At 65.4% G+C, this 20,137-nt stretch carries 15 protein-coding genes; 10 read left to right on the forward strand and 5 right to left on the reverse strand.

Features of this window, described 5'->3' with window-relative positions; all coding sequences use genetic code 11:
* Window positions 1–6: 6 nt before the first annotated feature.
* From lptE to FRZ44_RS26005, 5 genes are all read right to left on the reverse strand, one after another.
* Window positions 7–615 carry an LPS assembly lipoprotein LptE gene (gene lptE, locus FRZ44_RS25985; protein ID WP_151179920.1) on the reverse strand — a complete coding sequence of 203 codons (609 nt, stop codon included), beginning with the start codon at window positions 613–615 and terminating at the stop codon, window positions 7–9.
* Window positions 602–3,169 carry a leucine--tRNA ligase gene (gene leuS, locus FRZ44_RS25990; protein ID WP_151179921.1) on the reverse strand — a complete coding sequence of 856 codons (2,568 nt, stop codon included), beginning with the start codon at window positions 3,167–3,169 and terminating at the stop codon, window positions 602–604. The genes lptE and leuS overlap by 14 nt, the downstream gene beginning before the upstream one ends.
* Before the next feature lie 132 nt (window positions 3,170–3,301).
* Window positions 3,302–4,390: a 2OG-Fe(II) oxygenase gene (locus FRZ44_RS25995; RefSeq protein WP_151179922.1), complete on the reverse strand. Its 1,089-nt coding sequence runs from the start codon at window positions 4,388–4,390 to the stop codon at window positions 3,302–3,304.
* Between the two features lie 33 nt (window positions 4,391–4,423).
* Complete coding sequence (locus tag FRZ44_RS26000) at window positions 4,424–5,515, reverse strand: 2OG-Fe(II) oxygenase (protein ID WP_151179923.1); 1,092 nt, start codon at window positions 5,513–5,515, stop codon at window positions 4,424–4,426.
* An 81-nt stretch (window positions 5,516–5,596) separates the two neighbouring features.
* A complete protein-coding gene (locus FRZ44_RS26005; RefSeq protein WP_225308454.1) occupies window positions 5,597–6,181 on the reverse strand; it encodes a DUF3576 domain-containing protein in 585 nt (194 codons plus the stop codon).
* Between the two features lie 368 nt (window positions 6,182–6,549).
* On the opposite strand from FRZ44_RS26005, the gene FRZ44_RS26010 reads away from it, so the two are divergent.
* From FRZ44_RS26010 to FRZ44_RS26055, 10 genes are all read left to right on the forward strand, one after another.
* A complete protein-coding gene (locus FRZ44_RS26010) occupies window positions 6,550–7,392 on the forward strand; it encodes a sulfotransferase domain-containing protein (RefSeq protein ID WP_151179924.1) in 843 nt (280 codons plus the stop codon).
* On the forward strand, window positions 7,389–9,518 hold the full coding sequence (locus tag FRZ44_RS26015; protein WP_191908304.1) for an O-linked N-acetylglucosamine transferase, SPINDLY family protein: 2,130 nt from the start codon (window positions 7,389–7,391) through the stop codon (window positions 9,516–9,518). The genes FRZ44_RS26010 and FRZ44_RS26015 overlap by 4 nt, the downstream gene beginning before the upstream one ends.
* Window positions 9,515–10,315, forward strand: a complete 801-nt coding sequence (locus tag FRZ44_RS26020) for a sulfotransferase (RefSeq protein ID WP_151179926.1) — start codon at window positions 9,515–9,517, stop codon at window positions 10,313–10,315. The genes FRZ44_RS26015 and FRZ44_RS26020 overlap by 4 nt, the downstream gene beginning before the upstream one ends.
* 51 nt (window positions 10,316–10,366) lie before the next feature.
* Window positions 10,367–11,332, forward strand: a complete 966-nt coding sequence (locus tag FRZ44_RS26025) for a hypothetical protein (RefSeq protein WP_151179927.1) — start codon at window positions 10,367–10,369, stop codon at window positions 11,330–11,332.
* A 103-nt stretch (window positions 11,333–11,435) separates the two neighbouring features.
* Window positions 11,436–12,581: a porin gene (locus FRZ44_RS26030; protein WP_191908305.1), complete on the forward strand. Its 1,146-nt coding sequence runs from the start codon at window positions 11,436–11,438 to the stop codon at window positions 12,579–12,581.
* 511 nt (window positions 12,582–13,092) lie between these two features.
* Window positions 13,093–14,250: a porin gene (locus FRZ44_RS26035; RefSeq protein WP_151179929.1), complete on the forward strand. Its 1,158-nt coding sequence runs from the start codon at window positions 13,093–13,095 to the stop codon at window positions 14,248–14,250.
* A 750-nt stretch (window positions 14,251–15,000) separates the two neighbouring features.
* Complete coding sequence (locus FRZ44_RS26040) at window positions 15,001–16,158, forward strand: porin (protein WP_151179930.1); 1,158 nt, start codon at window positions 15,001–15,003, stop codon at window positions 16,156–16,158.
* Between the two features lie 636 nt (window positions 16,159–16,794).
* Window positions 16,795–17,964 carry a porin gene (locus tag FRZ44_RS26045; protein WP_151179931.1) on the forward strand — a complete coding sequence of 390 codons (1,170 nt, stop codon included), beginning with the start codon at window positions 16,795–16,797 and terminating at the stop codon, window positions 17,962–17,964.
* 296 nt (window positions 17,965–18,260) lie between these two features.
* Window positions 18,261–18,470 carry a hypothetical protein gene (locus FRZ44_RS26050; protein WP_151179932.1) on the forward strand — a complete coding sequence of 70 codons (210 nt, stop codon included), beginning with the start codon at window positions 18,261–18,263 and terminating at the stop codon, window positions 18,468–18,470.
* A 382-nt stretch (window positions 18,471–18,852) separates the two neighbouring features.
* Window positions 18,853–19,986, forward strand: a complete 1,134-nt coding sequence (locus tag FRZ44_RS26055; protein WP_151179933.1) for a porin — start codon at window positions 18,853–18,855, stop codon at window positions 19,984–19,986.
* Window positions 19,987–20,137: the final 151 nt, after the last annotated feature.

Consider the following 20,137-nt stretch of genomic DNA (forward strand, 5'->3'; position numbering starts at 1 on the left):
CGGCGATCAGGGCGAGGCCGGCGCCGCGGGTGCTGCCGGTGCTGCCGGTGCTGTCGGGGCCGGCGCCGCGGGTTGGGCGGCCGCGGCGGCCGCCTCCCCGCTCGAGAAGAACAAGGCGAGGCGCGTGCTGATATCGTCGCTCAGCTGCTTGGTGGCACGCCGGCGGACATCCTGCTCCGACGAGAGCGTCGCATACTGCGAGTTCTGGATGTCGTAGCTGAGGCTGCTGCGGCTCTGCGAGGTGAGCAGCGTGCTGCCGCTCTTGATGTCCCGCAGCTTGTAATGCGCCGTCAGGTCGAGGATCGTCCGCGACGCGGTGTTGTTCGGCTCGAGCAGCAGGTCCGCACCGCTTTCCACGATCACGACCTCGAGCACATAGACCGGCTCGGCCGGCTTGCCGGTCGGATTGAGACGGTCGCGCAGCTGATTATAGAGCAGCTGGCCGGTGCGATTGGCGATCGGCGCGATGCGGACATTGGCGAGATCGGCGTTGGTGTTCTGGCTGTCGCTGTGCGTGCCGTAGAGCGGATGGAAACCGCAGCCGCCGAGCGCGCCCGCGACGCCGAGCGCGGCGAGACCGAACAGCCAGCTTCGTCTGCTGTTAGAGAACGACATTGACGATCCGATTGGGCACAACGATCACTTTGCGCGGCGGCTTTCCCTCGAGCAAGCGGCGAATTCGCTCATCGGCCAACGCTTGCGATTCCGCCAGCGCCTTGTCGCAATCGCGCGGCAGCTCGATCGTGGCCCGCAGCTTGCCATTGACCTGGACCGCGACCGTGACGCTGTCCTCGCGCGTCAGATTCGCATCGGCTTTGGGCCAGGGCGCATCGCAGAGCAGGCCCTTGCCCCCCAGGACTTGCCAGATCTCCTCGGCCAGATGCGGCATCATCGGTCCGGCCAGCCGCGCCAGCGCATCATAGGCTTCGCGCAACGCCCAGGGCCTTCCGCCTTCCGGCGTCGCCGTGAAATCCTCCAGCGTGTTGGCGAACTCGTAGAGCCGGGCGACCGCCTTGTTGAAATGGAAAGCCTCGATATCCTGCGTCACCGCGGCCACGGTCTTGTGGGTGGCGCGCCGCAGCGCCGTCGCCTCGTCGTCGAACGCATTCGGCGCAGGTCCCCCCGCCGCCATGCGAGGCAGCGCATCGCCGGTCATGCGCCAGAGCCGTTGTGCGAAGCGCCAGGCGCCCTGCACCCCGGCCTCGGTCCATTCGAGGTCGCGCTCGGGCGGGCTGTCGGAGAGCATGAACCAGCGCGCGGTGTCGGCGCCGTAGGCGTCGATGATGTGGGTCGGATCGACCACGTTCTTCTTCGACTTGCTCATCTTCTCCGAGCGGCCGATCGCGACGGGGTGGCCGTCGGCAACCGCCACGGCCTTGCCGCCTTCCTTGCGGACATCGCTCGGAAACAGCCATTCGCCGTCGACGTCGCGATAGGTCTCGTGACAGACCATGCCTTGCGTGAAGAGCCCGTCGAACGGCTCGTCGATGCCGAGATAGCCGCAGCGCTTGAGCGCGCGGGTGAAGAAGCGCGAATAGAGCAGATGCAGGACCGCATGCTCGACGCCGCCGACATACTGGTCGACGGCGAGCCAATAATCGACATCCGGGCGCTCCATCGCCTGGTCCGAGCGCGGGCTGCAATAGCGCGCGAAATACCAGGAGGATTCGACGAAGGTGTCGAACGTGTCGGTCTCGCGCCGCCCCGGCTTGCCGCAAGTCGGGCAGGCGACATGCTTCCAGGTCGGATGATGGTCGAGCGGATTGCCCGGCTTGTCGAAGGTGACGTCGTCGGGCAGAAGCACCGGCAGCTGGTCCTTCGGCACCGGCACGATGCCGCAGGCCCCGCAATGAATCACCGGGATCGGGCAGCCCCAATAACGCTGGCGCGAGACGCCCCAGTCGCGCAGGCGATAGGCGACCGTGCCCTCGCCCTGGCCCAGTGCCGTCAGCCTGGCGATCGCCGCCTTGAGCGCGCTCGGCACATCCATGCCGTCGAGGAAATCGGAATTGAACAGCGTGCCGTCGCCGACATAGGCCTCGTTGGCGACCGCGAAGGCTTTGGGGTCCTCGCCCCTCGGCAGCACCACCGGCGTCACCGGCAGCTTGTATTTGCGCGCGAAGTCGAGATCGCGCTGGTCATGCGCCGGGCAGCCGAAGATGGCGCCGGAGCCATATTCCATCAGCACGAAATTCGCGACATAGACCGGCAGCGTCCAGCCCGGATCGAACGGATGGATCGCCTTGAGGCCGGTATCGAAGCCCTGCTTCTCCGCGGTCTCGAGCGTGGCCTCGCTGGTGCCCATGCGGTTGCACTCGGCGATGAAGGCAGCGAGCTTCTCGTTCTTCTTGGCCAGTTCCGCCGCCAGCGGATGGTTCGGCGAGAGCGCCACGAAGGAGGCGCCATAGAGCGTGTCGGGCCGGGTCGAGAACACCTCGATGCGCTCTTGCGAATTCTTCACCTTGAAGAAGAAGCGCGCGCCCTCGGAACGGCCGATCCAGTTCTCCTGCATCAGCCGGACCTTGGCGGGCCAGCGCTCGAGCTGGCCCAGCGCCGCCAGCAGCTCGTCGGAATAGGCCGTAATGCGGAAGAACCATTGCGACAAGGTGCGCTTCTCGACCAGCGCGCCCGAACGCCAGCCGCGCCCGTCGATCACCTGCTCGTTGGCGAGCACGGTCTGGTCGATCGGGTCCCAATTGACCATCGCTTCCTTGCGATAGGCCAGGCCCGCCTCGAGCATCTCGAGGAACATGCGCTGCTCGTGCCGGTAATATTCGGGATGGCAGGTCGCGATCTCGCGATCCCAGTCGAGCGACAGCCCCATCGATTTGAGCTGGCCGCGCATGGTCGCGATGTTCTCGTAGGTCCATTTGGCCGGATGGACGTTCTGCGCGATGGCGGCGTTCTCGGCCGGCAGGCCGAACGCGTCCCAGCCCATCGGATGCAGCACGTTGAAGCCTTGCGCGCGCTTATAGCGGGCGACCACGTCGCCCAGCGTGTAGTTGCGCACATGGCCCATATGGATGCGGCCCGACGGATAGGGAAACATCTCGAGCACGTAGTATTTCGGGCGCTGGGGATCGCGCTTGGCGGCGAAGGATTTGCGCTCGTCCCAGCGCTGCTGCCACTTACGCTCGGTTTCCTTGAAATTATATCGGGTGCTCGTCATGCCGGTCGGGAGAAGGAGAGGGGAAAACGGGGCCTAGCATTAGCGGAGGCCCCCAGGAATGACAAGCAAGGGCGCGGAATTCCGCCCTTCTGCGCGAGGGTGCCGGCGATCCGGGGCAGGGATCCTACGTCGTCAGCGGGCCGGAACCGACGGTTTCGAATCCAGGGTGAGGAAGAAGGTCAGAAGCGCGAAGCGGGTGCCGGCGGTGACCGGAAGCGCCTCATGCACCAGGGCGCAGGAGAACACCACGGCCCCGCCGCGCGGCGGCTTGTAGCGCTGCTGTCCATACTCCGGAAAGATCAGCTCGCCGCCCTCATATTCATCGCTGTTGAGATTGAGCGTCATGGCGAACATGCGATTGCCGGTACCGGGACCCTGGCTGTCGCGATGGCGCCGGAAATAGTCGCCGCGCCCGGCGTCGTAACAGGTGACCTTGAAGTTCTCGAAGCGGAAGCCCGCGGTGAAATGGAAGGCCTTGGCCATCTCCGGCGCCACGCGGCGGCCGATTGTCGTCGCCAGGACCTGGGTGAGGGCGTCGTCGCGAATGATATGGTCGCGCCGCTTCTTCAATGCCTCATAGACCTCATGGGTCTGTTCGCCCTTGACCCTGCCCGCGACGCGGCCCTCTTCATGGCCCTGTTCATGCCAACGCCGGATCAGCGCCTGGGTGGTCGCGCGGTCGAGCACATTGGGCACGATCAGCGCAGGCGCTGCCGAGCCGGCGGTCTCGGCGGAGGTCACGGGGACCGACCCCGCCAGACGCCGCAGCGCCGCATCGCTCGCCATGGCCCCAGGGCCGCTGTCGATCAGCCTTTGATTGGGATCGAGCAGCAGGAAGGCCGGTCCGGCCGGGAGGCCTGCCGCCCGGTAGAGGCCGGGCAGGATGCGGCCCGCGGCATCGCCCAGAAGGAGGAAGGGCAGGGCCAGCACGTTCGGGGTTTGCGCGCTGTCGCCCGGTACCAGCCCCAGGATATCGATGTCCGCCGCGAGAAAACCGCCATGGGCCGCTGCATAGGCGGCAAGCGTTTCCGGCTGGGGTGCCAGGAGCAGGGCCAGCGGCCGGCCCAGATTGCGTTCATAGAAGGGCCGCATGGCGCCATGCTGATCGGCCGCCATGAAATTGGGAACGCGGTCGCCGGGGGCGAGTGCTGTCGGCGGCAGGCGGATCGGCTGCGATCCTTCGTTTCCCAGGGAATGAACCGGCTCGGTCACGGGTTGCATCGGTGCCTCTGGCGTCTCGGCGTTATCGTGGCGTTATCGGGCCGGCCCGCCCGGCTCGGGGCTGCGCAGGAAGGATAGCAGGGTGAAACGCCGCCCGCGCGTCACCGGCAGGGCCTCATGCATCAGCGAGCAGGAGAACAGGATGGCGCCGCCGGTTCCGGGGCGATAGCGATGCGGCCCATATTCCGGGAACAGGAGCTCGCCCCCATCATGTTCCTCGCTGTTGAGGTTGAGGGTGAGGGCGAAGCGGCGGTCGGCGGTCGACGGGCTGGAATTGTCGCGATGGCGGCGGAAGTAATCGCCGCGATCGGCGTCATAGCATGTGATGATGAAGCGATCGAAGCGGAACCGGTTGAAGCCGAAGGCCTTGTCCAGCTCGGGCGCGATCCGCCGGCCGATGATGCCCACCAGCGTCTTCAGCAGCCTCTCGTCCTGGATTGCGTGGTCGCGGCGCTTCTTCATGTTGTGATGGACGCGCCGGACCTCTTCGCCATCGACGATCGAATTGACCGAGCCTTCGTCATGCCCGAGCCGGTGCCAGCGCTCGATGAGGGCGGCGCAGGCGGCGCGGTCGAGCACGTTGGGCACCAACAGCGCGGGCGCCACCCGGTCGAGGGTCTGGGCCGGCACGGGCGGCGTCAGCTCGACCAGCCGGCCCATCGCCCAGTCCGCCAGCCCGGCGCCGACCCGGGCCTCGATCAGGCGCTGGTTGGCGTCCAGCAGGAGCCAGAGCCCGGGTGCGGGGAGGAGGGCGGCGGCCTTGACCAACCCATTGATAATGGTGCGTTTTGTGTCCACCAACAGCAGCTGCCCCAGGGGCGTCTCTGTCGCCAGCGCCTTGAGTTTGGCTCCATCGTCCGGGGCGACCACGAGCAGATCCAGACCGGCACCGGCGGCGCGCGCCGCGGCGGCCCGCAATCCTGCGATTTCGCCGTCGATCGCGCCCTCGAGCAGAACCAGGAGCGCCAGGGGATTGCCGCGCGACCGGTCATAGAAGGCGCGGAAGGCGCCTTCCTGGTCGGCCAGGACGAAATTGGGCACCCGGTCTCCGGGGGCCAGCGTCGCCGTCGGCGCCGCCAGCTCGATGGCGGGATCGCGGGAGGATTCAGCGACGCCGGGAGACATGCATGGGCACCTCGCCGGGCTGGGGAGCGCTCCAAGCCCCGGCCGGGCCCCTAGGGGCGCCGGGCCGGGGGCTCGGCATCCCTATTCGCCGGTCTGCGTGACGCGCAACTGACGCGCGCGGGTCAGGATGGCGTTTTCCAGATCGGTTGCCGTCGACGGGGCCACGGGCGCATCGACCCAGTTGGCGCCCTGCATTTCCTGGCGGAACACCGCGGCCCGGACGCCATCGGCGCGCAGCGTGCGGCCCAGGATATAGACGTTCACCTTGAAGCGTTCGCTGGGCGTCTGCGGCGGCGTGTACCAGTCGGTGATGATGACGCCGCCGAACGGATCGGCCGAGACCAGCGGCATGAAGGACATGGTGTCCAGCGAGGCGCGCCACAGGAAGCTGTTGACGCCGATGCCGGCACCGCCGCCGCCGCCCTGATCCTGGGTCGGCGCCGATGCATTGCCGAGGGTGAGGCCGCCGGGACCGAAAACCGAGGCCGGCTCGCCATAGGCCGGTGTCGTCTGGCCGGGACGGCGCAAATCCGGATATTGCGAATTAGGATCGCCGTATGCGCAGCCGAACAGAAGCGTCGGAGCCAGCAGCAGGGCCGCCGCCGCCATGATCTTGTTGCGCCACCCGCGCTTCGCCTTCGCGGTGTCGCGCCGACCACTCGCCATGAACGCATTCCTTCCGATAAGCATCTGTAAGGGCGAGGAAGCTTAAAGCAGAGCCCCCGTGACGGGTCAAGGCTGGCGGCGACGGGCGCCGACCCTTCCGGGCCCGCGCAAAGCTGTCGCAGTTGCTCAATCCGGCAGGGCCGCCGACGAAAGCCGGCCATTTGCGCCGTTCATGGCGGCAGAATGGCGCGCAGGAGCCCGCGCGGCGGCGCTCGGGGGGCCGGATTTTTCTGGCGAGGGACCGCTCTTTCCCCTATCTAGCCCTTAACCCCCGGCGCGCGCCGCCCGACGGGCCCAAGGATTTCTCCGGGCCACCCGCACGGTCGCCGTTCCGCCAACACGTCTTTGGAATCCGAACCCTCCGCATCATGGGCAAGATCGTCTGGCTCGCTTCCTATCCCAAATCGGGCAACACCTGGCTGCGGGTCTTTCTGCATAACCTGTTCCGCGATCCGAACGAGCCTTACGACATCAATCGGATCGACAAGTTCTCTGTCAGCGATTCCGCCGCCGGCTGGTATCAGCAGCTCGATCCGCGGCCCGTGACCGAGATGTCCTTCGAGGAGATCGCGAAGCTGCGCCCGCGGGTGCACAAGCTCCTGACCGGCATCTTCCCGGACAACGTCTTCGTGAAGACGCACTGCGCGCTGGTGGAATCCTACGGCACGCCGGCCATCACGATGGAGGAGACCGCCGGCGCGGTCTATATCGTGCGCAACCCGCTCGATGTGGCGATCTCCTACGCGCATCATTTCGGTCGCAGCATCGACGAGGCGATCGAGGAAGTGAACCGGCCGGGATTGCAGACCCAGACCGGGCCGCGGCACGTGTTCGAGGTGATGGGCTCCTGGAGCGAGCATGTCGCCAGCTGGACCGCCAGGCCCAGCCCCGCCCTCCACGTCATGCGCTACGAGGACATGCTGACCGAACCCGAGAAGGCGTTCGGCGGCGTGGTCCGGTTCTTCGGCCTCAATGCGGCGCGCCCGCGCCTGCTCAAGGCGATCGAGCAGAGCTCGTTCCGCAACATGCAGGAACAGGAGCAGCAGAAGGGTTTCGAGGAACGTCCCGACAAGTCGGAGCGCTTCTTCCGCGAGGGCCGCGCCGGGCAATGGCGCGACCAGCTCACGCCGGCGCAGGTCGAGGCCATCGTCAAGGTCCATCGCCAGCAGATGAGCCGCTTCGGATATTATCCGCTGCCGACGGGCGGATGAGCCGGCCGCCCTCGCCCCCGCCGGGTTCGCCGGCCGCGCGCGGCGCCGGACCCCCGCCGGAGTTTCTCGCCGCGGTCGAGCATCATCGCGCCGGCCGGCTGCGCGAGGCCGAGGCGCTCTATCGCAAGGTGCTCCAGAAATTTCCGCGCGTCGCGGAGGCGCACGGCCTGCTGGGATATCTGACCCACCAGGACGGGCAGCATGAGGCGGCGCTCGGCCATCTCGCCAAGGCGATCGAGCTCAATCCCAACTTCATCGACAGCTATGTCTGGCGCGGCATGGCGCTTCAGGCACTGGGGCGCGCCGCCGAGGCCGAGGCCAGCTATCGCCGGGTGCTCATCTACAACCCTCGCCATTTCGATGCCTTATGCAATCTTGCCGGCGCGCTGGTGCTGCAGCATCGCGCGGCCGAGGCAATTCCCCTGCTCGAGAAGGCGATCGCGCTTCATGGCAATCGTGCCGAGGCGCATTACAATCTCGGCCGCGCGCAAATGGATCTGGGGCGGCCGGACGCCGCGGTCGACAGCCTTCGCCGCGCGGTGCAATTGCGGCCCGACTATATCGAGGCGCAGACCAATCTCGGCGGCTGCCTGGTCGAGCTCGGCCATCACGCGGAAGCCGAGCGCGCGCTCGAGCGCGCGCTGGCCCTCGATCCGACGCGGCCCGAAAGCCATTACAATCTCGCCCGCGCACGCAGCGAGCGGGTCGATGCCGGCGAAACCGAGGCGATGCTGCGCGCGGCGCTCGAGCTCAGGCCCGAATATCCCGAAGCGCGCGTCGAGCTCGCCAATCTGCTGATGGCACTGGGGCGGCGCGCCGAAGCCGTCGAGCAGCTGCGCTACACCGTCGAGACCTCGCCGGATTCCACCGTGGCGGTTTCGAGCCTGCTGATGGCGCTCAACTACGATCCCGAGCTCGGCCCGGATCAGGTGGCGCAGGAGCATCGCGAATTGGCCGCCGGCATCGCCGCGCGGGCCGGCCCGCCCGCTCCCGCGCGCCTGTCGCGTGGCGCCGCGAATGCGGATCGACGGTTGCGGATCGGCTATCTGTCGCCCGATTTTCGTTCGCATTCCTGCGCCTACTTCATCGAACCGCTCCTGGCCGCGCAGGATCGCACGCAATGGGAGATCTACGCCTACTCCACCACGCCCGGCGAGGATGCCGTCACGCGGCGGATCCGCGCGCTGGTCGATGTCTGGCGGCCCGTGCGCTATCTCGACGACGCGGCTCTGGCCCGGCTGATCGCGGAGGACGGGATCGACATCCTGGTCGACCTCGCCGGCCACACCGCCGGCGGCCGGCCGCTGGCCCTGGCGATGCGGCCGGCACCCCTCGCGGTGAGCTGGCTGGGTTATCCCAACACGATGGGGCTGGCGGCGATCGATGCGCGGATCACCGACGCGATCGCCGATCCGGCGGGTGCGAGCGACGAACGCCATCTCGAACGTCTGCGGCGATTGCCCGGCGGCTTCCTCTGTTATCGCCCGCCCGCCGATGCGCCCCTGCCCGCGACAAGATCGGCCGACGGCCCCTTGGTCTTCGGCTGCTTCAATTCGGCGCTCAAGATCAATCCGGCGGTCGCAAGGGTCTGGGCGCGAATCCTGGAACGAGTGCCGGGTTCGATCCTGAAACTGCGCGCGCTCCAGTTCCAATATCCGGCCGCGATCGACGCGATGCGGGCGCTCTTCACCGAAGCGGGGCTGGATCCCGCGCGGATTCAGTTCTCGTCCTGGCAGGCGACCATCGCCGAGGGTCTCGCAGACTACGGCACCATCGACCTGGCGCTGGACCCCTTCCCCTATAACGGCACCACCACGACCTGCGAGGCGCTGTGGATGGGGGTTCCGGTGGTGGCGCTGGCGGGCGCGGCGCATGCGGGTCGCGTCGGCGCCAGTCTGCTCTCGTCCCTCGGCCTCGAGACGGAGCTGGTCGCCTCGTCGCCCGACGACTATGTCACGAAAGCCGCGGCCCTGGCGGCCGACCGTGGACGGCTGCAGCATCATCGCACGACGCTGCGCGCGCTGATGGCCGCGTCGCCATTGACCGACGCGACGCGCTTTGCAAGCGAGTTCGAGCAGAGCTTGCGCGCCGCATGGCGCGACGCCGTCGCCGATCGGCCCTCATGACCGCGCCCCGCCCCGCAGGCGAAGACCGCCCGGTGTTGAGACTGCTGCATCATCTGGCCCGGACCGGCGGCACGACCATCAGCAAATGCCTCGCCGTCATGCCGGGCGTGGCACTCCTGAGCGAGATCCATCCGCTCGGGCTCGAGAAGATCAGCGCGCTGCACCAGGCCATGACCTGGTTCGGCCTGGTCGATGCGCGGGAGATCGAGCGGCTCGGGCCCCGTCCCGATTTCGCCGCCTCGATCCGGCTGATCGCCGACCGCGCGTCGACGCGGGGCTTGCGGCTGGTGATCCGGGATTGGAGTCATCTGGATTTTGCCGGCGCGCCCCTGGTCGAGACGCCGTCCTTCCGTTTGACCACGGCCGAATCCCTGGCCGCGCATTTCCAACTCCGCCAGGTCGCGACCGTGCGCCACCCGATCGATCATTGGCAGAGCCTGCGCCGCGTCCCCCTGATGCGCGGGAAGATCGACCTCGACCGGTTCCTCAAGGGTTATCGCCGCTTCGCCGAACTCGCGGTGCCGATGGGCTTCGTCCGCTTCGAGGATTTCTGCCGGCGGCCGGAGGAGCAGCTCCAGCGTCTATGCCATGCGCTCGATCTTCCCTACGACCCGGGCTGGCGGCAGCGCTGGGCCGGCTATGATCGCATCACCGGCGACGAGAACGCGCAACGCGGCACGGACGAGATCGGGCTGCCGCGCCGCCGCCCGCTCGAGCCCGGCCTCGCCGAGGCCTTCCTGAAACATCCGGATTACCAACCGTCCCTGACGCTGCTGGGCTACCGCCACCCGATCTGAGTCCCACGATCCGAGTCCCCCGATGTGAGTCCAAGGGTCAAACCTGCCGCCATGCCGACCGAGACCCCGGAACCCGCGCTGCCGATCCTGCTCTGCACCACCGTCGTGCGGTCGGCGCATCATGGCTCCAGTCACGGTGGCGCCTATCTCGTCGACATGGAGCGCGGCGATCATCGCCAGATGCTGGATTGGAACGACGCGGCGATCGACTGGAGCGGTCGCGGCGGCGACCGTGGCTTGCGCGGCATCGCCTGTCACGGCGATGAGGTCTATATCGCCGCCGCCGACGAGATCTTCGTCTATAGCCCCGACTTTCGCCGTTTGCGTTCCTTTCGCCATCCCTGCCTCGGGCTCTGTCACGAGATCTTCATCGCCGAGGACCGGCTCTATCTGACATCGACCGCCTTCGATTCCATCCTCGTCTATGACCTTCCGGCACGGCGCTTCATCGCCGGTCATTGCCTGCGGCGCGATGCGGCGACGGGAGCGCTGCTCTACCGGCCGTTCGATCCGGCGGGTCCCGGCCTGCCCGACACCGGCGACAGCACGCATATCAACAATGTCTTCGTCGAGGGCGGGCGGATCTTCGTCGGAGGCGTCGGCCTCGACCGGCTGATCGAGCTCAGGGACGGCCAGGCGACCGCCTATGCGAGATTGCCGACCTGGACCCACAATGCGCGCCCCTTCGCCGGCGGCGTCATTGCCAACAGCACGCAAGGCGACGTCGTCCTGATCGCCGAGCGCGACGGCCGCCCGCGCCTCTCCTTGCCGGTTCCGCGCTATCCGGCCGGGCAGTTGCTGAATAGCGACCTGCCGGCGGATTTCGCGCGCCAGGCCTTCGGGCGAGGCCTGGCCGTCATCGACGACCGCCATATCGTCGCCGGGTCCTCGCCGGCGACCCTGACCGCCTGGTGCCTGGACCCGTTAACCAGATTGGCGACCGTCAACCTCAGTCTCGACGTTCGCAACGCCGTGCATGGCCTTGTCGTCTGGCCATTTGGCCGTACATGGAAATGATAAGGCCGATCCCTGCCCTGCGGTGACAGGATGCCGGGCGTCCGACCATCGCCGCCCCCACCGGCGGCTGGCGAGCGGCCCGAGGCCCGACCAGGGAGGGCTCATGAAGCTCACCTTGTTGAGCACGACGGCGCTGATTTCGGCGGGCCTTGCGGGGTTTGCGGCATCGTCGCGGGCCCTGGCCGACGAGGGCGTGCAACTGGGCATCGGCGGCTACTACGCCTCGGCCGCGGGCCTCATCCTGGAACAGACCGACAAAGATGGCTCGGCCGGCCACAACACGCGCGACGTCGTGTTTCGCCAGGATGTCGAGGTCTATTTCCAAGGCATGACGACGCTCGACAATGGCGTCACCGTCGGTGCGGTCATCCAGATGGAAGGCCAGCAGTCGGACGATCAGATCGACGAGGTCTATGCCTATTTCCAGGGCGGATGGGGTCAGATCCGTTTCGGCAGCGACGACGACGCCACCGAGCAGCTGGGCTATCTCATCCCGTCCGCCTCCAACATCTTCGGCGTGGATTCGCCCGATTTCGAGTTCGGCAACGACCACGGAAACGGCTTCAGCAACGGCAACTTCCAGACCAACGACACTCTCCTCGATATCTCGGGCGACGCCACCAAGATCATCTATTTCAGCCCCAGTTTCGGCGGCTTCAATTTCGCCGTCTCCTACGCACCCGACCGCCGGGGCGAGGACAGCTACAGCTATTGGTCGGGACCGGGCGGCACCACGCTCAGCAACAATACCGGCCAGGTCCAGGACGTGTTCTCGATCGCGCTGGAATTCGATCAGGACTTCAACGGCCTGGGACTGGCCTCAGGGGTGGGCTTCGCCGAAGGGCAATGGGAAAACCCGATGCCGCGCCAGGGCAAGACGACCTGGGGCATGAACGCGCATCTCGATCTGAGCTATTCCGGCTTCACCCTCGGCGGCTCGATGGCCTTCCAGAACAACTACACCACGCTGGGCGCCGGTGCCGATTTCCTGATCTACGGGGTCGGCGCCACCTACAGCTGGGATCTCTGGACCGTCGGCCTCGCCTGGTCGCATGGCGATTATGAATATGCCAGCAGGACCGACGAGGACGACCTCGACATCATCGAGTTCACCGGCCGGTATGATCTCGGTTCCGGCATCTCCCTCGACGCCATGGTCGGGGTCAATAACCTCGACACTCCCGCCAGCTCCCCGCGCTCCGATTACACGGCCTGGCAGGCCGGGATGGGCTTCTATATCGGCTTTTAGGCGGCCCGTGCCCGCTTCGACGATCGGGCCCTCGGGCCGGAAAGCCTGAGGGAGCTGCCGCGGCCCTTGCGGAGCCAACAGCAAGCGCGGTCCCTCTGACAACTCCGCAGGGGACTTGATCTCCTTTTTCCACCCGCCTCGCCCCGGACTCGGCTTTTTGTCGGCCGGCTGGCCCCGATTTCCGTACCGCACCAGGCGATGCCTAGTTCCGCCATCGGAAGGTTTCGGGCCATTCAAACTTTACCAATCGTTCATAGTACTTGTGGCTTTTCAGCAACAGTATGACAGAAAGGCCATATTCGTCCGGCGGTTTGCTTGACCGTTAATGATACGGGCGCAATAAGGGTAGCGCCGGAATGTAGCGTCGATGCCGGCTTTCTGTTTCGGGGGCCTTGTCTAGGGGGCTGGCGTAACAGGGGGTGCGGTCCTGGGGGCTTAAAACCGGCTGCAATGGGGAGCCGAGAGTAGCTAGCGCTCTCGGCTGAAACTCTAAGAACAGGAACCGACTGTCATGAAACATGTTCTCCTCGGTACGACCGCATTGGTCGCCGCCGGGTTCGCAGCGAGCAGCGCCCATGCGGCGCAGGGCGTTCAGCTGGGAATCGGCGGTTACTACGCGGCGGCCGCCGGCCTGATTCTCAGCCAAGACGACAACAACGGCGATCCGGGCGCACACACCCGCGACGTCGTCTTCCGTCAGGACGTCGAAGTTCACTTCAAGGGCGAGACCACGCTCGACAACGGTCTGACCGTTGGCGCGCGCATCGAGCTCGAAGGCCAGCAGTCCGACGACCAGATCGACGAAGTCTGGGCGTACTTCAAGGGCGGTTGGGGTCAGATCCGCTTCGGTGACGACGACGACGCCTCCGAACAGCTGCACTACCTGATCCCGAATGCCTCGAACGACTTCGGTGTCGACACGCCGTACTTCGAATTCTCGAACAACCACGGCAACGGCTTCAGCAACGGCTCGTTCCAGACGAACAGCACCGTGCTGAACATCTCGGGCGACGCCACGAAGATCCTGTATTTCAGCCCGACCTTCGCGGGCTTCAGCTTCGGCATTTCGTTCGCTCCGGACCGCCGCGGTGAGAATTCGTACTCCTACTGGTCGCAGTCGGGCGGTACGACCCTCTCCAACAACTCGGGTCAGGTCCAGAACGTCGTGTCGGCGGCTCTGAACTTCGATCATGACTTCAACGGCGTCAGCCTCGCCACCGGTATCGGCTTCGGCGAAGGTCAGTTCGAATCGACGGGCAACAGTGTGAACCCCGCTAACGGCGGCCATAACGTGACGACCACCTGGGGCGTCGACGGTCACTTGATCGTCAGCTTCTCGGGCTTCACGATCGGTGGCGCCGGTGTGTTCCGCGACAACTGGCAGAGCGCCAGCGGTGCGGATTACTGGGTTGCCGGTATCGGCGGTACCTACAACTGGGACGCCTGGACCGTCGGCCTCGCCTGGTCGCATGGCGACTACGAGTACGCGAACAGCGGCTCTTCGTCCGACACCATCGACATCATCCAGATCACCGGCCGTTACGATCTCGGCCCGGGTATCTCGCTGGACGCGATGGTCGGCTACAATACGCTGAATGCCGGCAACAACACCGGTCATCAGGACGACGACACTTGGGAAACTGGCGTGGGCTTCTTCATCGGGTTCTAACCCGGGAAGTCACGGGGGCCAGAGCCCGGAGGGGCGGCGCAAGCCGCCCCTCTTTCTTTTTGTGGATTCCCACCCGGGGCGGCTTCGGCCGCCCCTTTTTTCTCGTGGATATGAGCGGCGGCTTCGGCCGCCCCCTCTCTTCCGTAGGGTGGTGGTCTCGGTCCGCCCCCGGCCGGATCTGCATCGGTCTTCGTCCGGCGGCGACTGCGGATCCGGCGTCCGTCATCCCCGATCGCAATCCTCGCCCTGTCCCCTCGCGAGCTCCCTACGCAAAGAACAGGGCGGCATCGCCGGCTGCGGCCAGTTCGGACGCGGATGTCCGCTGGCGGCCTGCATCGCTCGCCCGAAGATGGCCACAGCGCAGGGTTGAATTTCCCGAAGCCCGAGAAAAATCGCGCGATCTCGCCCGAATATGAATCTCGATTCATAACCCGCATGGACCGAGAGTTATCGCCTGCATAACAGGATGTTCATGACGCTCCATCCATCATGTGATCCGCGCGCCACAGCGTGCCGAAAAGCATCACTGCGGATGCAGTTAACTTGACCGGAATGCATGGCGCGCATGATCGTGCCGGCGGTGGGTAAGCATCCGCCGGCGTAATGACTTGCTCGAAAGATTTTCTGTCCAGGGGGCCTTGATCAGGGGGCTTGAAGGCAGAAGGACGGAACAGGGCAGTTACAGCCGGCATCGGGGACCGAAGGCCGCTAGCACCTTCGGCACAACTCTAAGAATAGGAACCGACTGTCATGAAACATGTTCTCCTCGGTACGACGGCCCTCGTCGCCGCCGGGCTCGTGGCAAGCAATGCGCATGCAGCGCAGGGCGTGCAACTGGGCATCGGCGGTTACTACGCGGCAGCCGCCGGCCTGATCTTCAGCCAAAACGACAGCAACGGCGATCCGGGCCAACACACCCGCGACATCGTCTTCCGTCAGGACGTCGAAATTCACTTCAAGGGCGAGACCACGCTCGACAACGGCCTGACCGTCGGCGCGCGCATCGAGCTCGAAGGCCAGCAGTCCGACGACCAGATCGACGAAGTCTGGGCGTACTTCAAGGGCGGTTGGGGTCAGATCCGCTTCGGTGACGACGACGACGCCTCCGAACAGCTGCACTACCTGATCCCGAATGCCTCGAACGACTTCGGTGTCGACACGCCGTACTTCGAATTCTCGAACAACCACGGCAACGGCTTCAGCAACGGCTCGTTCCAGACGAACAGCACCGTGCTGAACATCTCGGGCGACGCCACGAAGATCATCTACTTCAGCCCGACCTTTGCGGGCTTCAGCTTCGCGATTTCGTTCGCTCCGGACCGCCGCGGCGAGGATTCGTACTCCTACTGGTCGCAGTCGGGCGGTACGACCCTCTCCAACAACTCGGGTCAGATCCAGAACGTCGTGTCGGCGGCTCTGAACTTCGATCATGACTTCAACGGCGTCAGCCTCGCCACCGGTATCGGCTTCGGCGAAGGTCAGTTCGAATCGACGGGCAACAGTGCGAACCCCGCTAACGGCGGCCATAACGTGACGACCACCTGGGGCGTCGACGGCCACTTGATCGTCAGCTTCGCGGGCTTCACGATCGGCGGTGCCGGCCAGTACCGCGACAACTGGCAGAGCGCCAGCGGTGCGGATCTGTGGGTTGCGGGCCTGGGCGGTACCTACAACTGGGACGCCTGGACCGTCGGCCTCTCCTGGTCGCATGGCGACTACGAGTATGCCAACAGCGGCTCTTCGTCCGACACCATCGACATCGTTCAGGTCACCGGCCGTTACGATCTCGGGCCCGGGATCTCGCTCGATGGCATGGTCGGCTACAACACGATGAACGCCGGTAACCACACCGGTCATCAGGACGACAATACTTGGGAAACTGGCGTGGGCTTCTTCATCGGGTTCTAACCCGGGAAGTCATGGGGGCCAGAGCCCGGAGGGGCGGCGCAAGCCGCCCCTCTTTCTTTTTTGGGGATTCGCCCGGGGCGGCTTCGGCCGCCCCTATTCTTTTGCGCCGAGACGGCTTCGGCCGTGCTTTCCCGCTCGAGGTGAAAACAAAAGCGAGGGCTGCCCGGATCGTCGACGCAGGACGCAACGAACTCAGCCACCCGCAATGGCTGCCCGAAGATTGCCACAGCGCCCCGCTGAACAGTTCGGGAGCCCGCCGAAACCTCATGGTATTCTCGATCATAAACCTCGATTCACTATTCGGATGAATTCGAGGTTCATTTTCTGCGCCCCCCGCTCATCGCAAATTGCCGTCGACGATGTGGTCCGCATGCCACAGCGGGCGGAAAAGCATGACCGGGAATGCAGTTAACTTGACCGGAACGGATGGCGGGCATGATCATCTTGGCCATCGTCAAGCATCTGCCGGCGTAATGACTTGCTTGAAAGAATAACCTGCTCGAAAGAATCTCTGTCCAGGGGGCCTGATCAGGGGGCTTGAAGGCAAAAGGACGGAAAAGGGCAGTTACGGCCGGCATCGGGGACCGAAGGCAGCTAGCGCCTTCGGCGCAACTCTAAGAACAGGAACCGACTGTCATGAAACATCTCCTTCTCGGAACGACCGCGTTGGTCGCGGCCGGGTTCGCAGCGAGCAGCGCCCATGCGGCGCAGGGCGTTCAGCTGGGAATCGGCGGTTACTACGCGGCGGCTGCCGGCCTGCTGTTCGATCAAAGCGACAGCGGCTCCGACCCGGGCGCACACACCCGCGATATCGTCTTCCGTCAGGACGTCGAAGTTCACTTCAAGGGCGAGACCACGCTCGACAACGGTCTGACCGTTGGCGCGCGCATCGAGCTCGAAGGCCAGCAGTCCGACGACCAGATCGACGAAGTCTGGGCGTACTTCAAGGGCGGTTGGGGTCAGATCCGCTTCGGTGACGACGACGACGCCTCCGAACAGCTGCACTACCTGATCCCGAATGCCTCGAACGACTTCGGTGTCGACACGCCGTACTTCGAATTCTCGAACAACCACGGCAACGGCTTCAGCAACGGCTCGTTCCAGACGAACAGCACCGTGCTGAACATCTCGGGCGACGCCACGAAGATCCTGTATTTCAGCCCGACCTTCGCGGGCTTCAGCTTCGGCATTTCGTTCGCTCCGGACCGCCGCGGCGAGGATTCGTACTCCTACTGGTCGCAGTCGGGCGGTACGACCCTCTCCAACAACTCGGGTCAGGTCCAGAACGTCGTGTCGGCGGCTCTGAACTTCGATCATGACTTCAACGGCGTCAGCCTCGCCACCGGTATCGGCTTCGCCGAAGGCCAGTTCGAATCGACCGGCAACAGTGCGAACCCCGCTAACGGCGGCCATAACGTGACGACCACCTGGGGCGTCGACGGCCACTTGATCGTCAGCTTCTCGGGCTTCACGATCGGTGGTGCCGGCCAGTACCGCGACAACTGGCAGAGCGCCAGCGGTGCGGACCTGTGGGTTGCGGGCCTGGGCGGTACCTACAATTGGGACGCCTGGACCGTCGGCCTCGCCTGGTCGCATGGCGACTACGAGTACGCCACCAGCGGCAGCAACTCCGATACCATCGACATCATCCAGATCACCGGCCGTTACGATCTCGGCCCGGGCATCTCGCTGGATGCGATGGTCGGCTACAACAGGCTGAATGGCGGGAGCACGCTGCCGAGCGGCAACACCTCCAATAGCGACAGCACTTGGGAAACTGGCGTGGGCTTCTTCATCGGGTTCTAACCCGGGAAGTCACGGGGGCCAGAGCCCGGAGGGGCGGCGCAAGCCGCCCCTCTTTCTTTTTGTGGATTCCCACCCGGGGCGGCTTCGGCCGCCCCTCTTCTTTCTTGAACATGGGCGGCGACTCCGACCGCCCCTTTCTTTGCGGGCACGCGCCCCTCGACGCGACTCCAGTCTTGCGAAAGTGGCAGCGCAGACCTTACGGCGACGACAGCGAGCGCGTCGGCGGCATGGTGGCGATGTGCGCATGTCGCCGCCGGGATCCCCGCGAGAACGAGGAAATCTCGTCGTCCCCTGGAATGACGTCGCATGGCGATTACGAGTCTTTCGACAGCGGCAGTTCGTCCGACACCATCAACATCGTCCAGGTGACCGGCCGTTACGATCTGACCGAAGCGATCTCGCTGGACGCGATGATCGACTACAACAGGATGAATGCCGGCAACAATACCGGCCATACCGACGACAACACTTGGGAGGCCGGCATCGGCTTCTATCTCGGGTTCTGATTCCGAGGGTTCACAGTCCGGATCTTGGGAAACGGTTTCGGCCTCTCCCCTTTTTGCTTCGCGGTGCGGAAGGAACTGACCGGCAGGACGATTGTCGGCTCGCGCAATGCGCGCAACCCTCGCCGGTTGCAGTGCGCGATCAATGACGGACTCATGACGATTTGCGTTGCTGCCGCGCCACAGTGCGGCGCGCGTGCCACCTGTCATCCAAGCTTAATTTGCTCCCCCACCAACCGCCCGCGATAACCGTGACGCGCAGTTCACGTCGAGCGGTGCCGCCAGAAAAAGACGGCTGCCATCGAACCGAATCGACGACGAACTCACGCAATAGAGGGGCCCACTGGTCGCAAGCGCGGCCGGTATTTCTAGAGGGGAAGTTACAATGAGACCGATTCTGCTCGGCTCGACCGCGCTCGTCGCGGCCGTTTCGATCACGGGCGCCGCCCAGGCGGCGCAAGGCGTTTCGCTGGGACTGGGTGGTTATTATCAGGGCGCCGCGGGCCTCCTGCTCAGCCAGGATAACGGCAATGGGGAACCTGGTCAGCATACGCGCGACGTCGTTTTCCGCCAGGACGTCGAAATCCACTTCAAGGGCGAGACCAAGCTCGACAACGGCCTGACTGTCGGTGCCCGCATCGAGATGGAAGGCCAGCAATCCGACGACCAGATCGACGAGGTCTGGGCCTATTTCAAGGGCGGCTGGGGCCAGGTTCGCTTCGGCGATGACGACGACGCCTACGAACAGCTCAGCTATCTGATCCCGAGCGCCTCGCTCGGCCTGTTCGGCGTCGACTCGCCGCATTTCGACTTCTCGAACAGCAAGGTCGGCGGCGTTTCCGCGCTCCAGACCAACACCACGGTGATGAAGCTCTCGGGCGACGCCACCAAGATCATCTATTTCAGCCCGACCTTCGCCGGCTTCACCTTCGGTTTCTCGTACTCGCCGGACCGTCGCGGCGAAGACACCTTCTCCTACTGGTCGGGCCCCGGCGGCACGACCAATTCGAACAATACCGGTCAGATCCAGGACGTCTTCGCGGCCGCGCTGAACTTCCAGCATGATTTCGGCGGCGTAAAGCTGATCAGCGGTATCGGCGGCGGCGAAGGCCAGTGGGAATCGCCCCTGGGCAACCAGGACGACACCTCCTGGACCGTCCGCGGCCATTTGATCGTCTCGTTCGACGGCTTCACGATCGGCGGCGCGGGCTCGCTGCAGACCAACTACCAGAACGTCGCCGGCCGCAACAATACGTACAAATGGGTCGCCGGCGGCGGCGGTACCTACAACTGGGATGCCTGGACCGTGGGTCTCGCCTATTCGCATGGCAGCTACCAGGTCCTGTCCGACAGCGATATCGACACGCTCGACATCGTGGCGCTCACCGCACGCTACGATCTGGCGCCCGGTATCGACGTCGAAGGCATGGCCGAGTATCACCAGTACATCAACGACATCAACTCCACGGGCGATGACCACGACTGGGAGTTGGGCGTGGGCTTCAATATCGGATTCTGAGCCGTGCGATCTCCGGCCGCCAGCCTCGAGAAGAGGGTAGCGGCCGGAACCTGCGGTTGGACTCGAACGCCCTGACCCGCGAGGATTTCGCGGCACCTGGGCGATTGACAGTCGGGGGTGCCGCGATACCTGGGGGGCTGCCGGTCGGGGG

The organism is Hypericibacter terrae (genome assembly GCF_008728855.1).
Lineage (GTDB): Bacteria > Pseudomonadota > Alphaproteobacteria > Dongiales > Dongiaceae > Hypericibacter > Hypericibacter terrae.